Annotated in this window: 1 rRNA gene (cut by a window edge); it reads right to left on the bottom strand. The window is 55.6% G+C overall.

Annotated elements, in window-relative coordinates:
- Nucleotides 1-1,255, bottom strand: a 23S ribosomal RNA gene (locus tag ACZ7OI_RS49215); it reaches 1,920 nt to the left of the window's first position.
- Between the last annotated feature and the right edge of the window lie 84 nt (nucleotides 1,256-1,339).

Raw genomic sequence — 1,339 nt, 5'->3', positions numbered from 1 at the left:
TGAATGACACAGCTTCGGCGGTGTGCTTAAGCCCCGCTACATTGTCGGCGCAGGACCACTTGACCAGTGAGCTATTACGCACTCTTTCAAGGGTGGCTGCTTCTAAGCCAACCTCCTGGTTGTCTGGGCAATCCCACATCCTTTCCCACTGAGCACACACTTAGGGGCCTTAGCTGGTGTTCTGGGCTGTTTCCCTCTCGACGACGAAGCTTATCCCCCGCCGTCTCACTGCCGCGCTCTCACTAACCGGTATTCGGAGTTTGGTTGATTTCGGTAACCCGGTAAGGCCCCTAGACCATCCAGTAGCTCTACCCCCGGCAAGAAACACGCGACGCTGCACCTAAATGCATTTCGGGGAGAACCAGCTATCACGGAGTTTGATTGGCCTTTCACCCCTACCCACAGCTCATCCCCTCAGTTTTCAACCTAAGTGGGTTCGGGCCTCCACGACGTCTTACCGTCGCTTCACCCTGGCCATGGGTAGATCACTCCGCTTCGGGTCTAGACCACGCGACTATATTCGCCCTGTTCAGACTCGCTTTCGCTACGGCTACCCCACACGGGTTAACCTCGCCACGCAGCACTAACTCGCAGGCTCATTCTTCAAAAGGCACGCCATCACCCAACAAGTGAGCTCTGACGGCTTGTAGGCACACGGTTTCAGGTACTCTTTCACTCCCCTCCCGGGGTACTTTTCATCTTTCCCTCACGGTACTCGTCCGCTATCGGTCTTCAGGAAGTATTTAGGCTTACCGGGTGGTCCCGGCAGATTCACAGCAAATTCCACGAGCTCGCTGCTACTCGGGAACACCAAACAAACACACGCAACATGTTTTCGCGTACGGGACTCTCACCCACTCCGGTCCGCCATCCCAAGCGGTTCCACTAACACGCGCGCACATTCCGAGGACTGTCAGATCCTCGACGCTGGGTCCCACAACACCGCCTGCACAACGCCTGACAGCTTGACATGCAAACGGTTTAGCCTCTTCCGCTTTCGCTCGCCACTACTCACGGAATCACTTTTGTTTTCTCTTCCTGCGGGTACTGAGATGTTTCACTTCCCCGCGTTCCCTCCACACCGGCTATATATTCACCGGCGGGTAACACCACATCACTGGTGCTGGGTTTCCCCATTCGGAAATCCTCGGATCACAGCTCGGTTGACAGCTCCCCGAGGCATATCGCAGCCTCCCACGTCCTTCATCGGCTCCTGAAGCCAAGACATCCACCATGTGCCCTTAACAACTTGACCACAAAGATGCTCGCATCCACTCTACAGTTCTCAAACACCACACCAGAAACAACGTGTGTTGCCTCAGGACCCAACAGCGTGCTG

It is taken from the genome of Amycolatopsis sp. NPDC114503, from assembly GCF_055633655.1.
The sequence above is the reverse complement of the archived record's forward strand: the minus strand, read 5'-3'. Positions and strand labels throughout refer to the sequence as shown.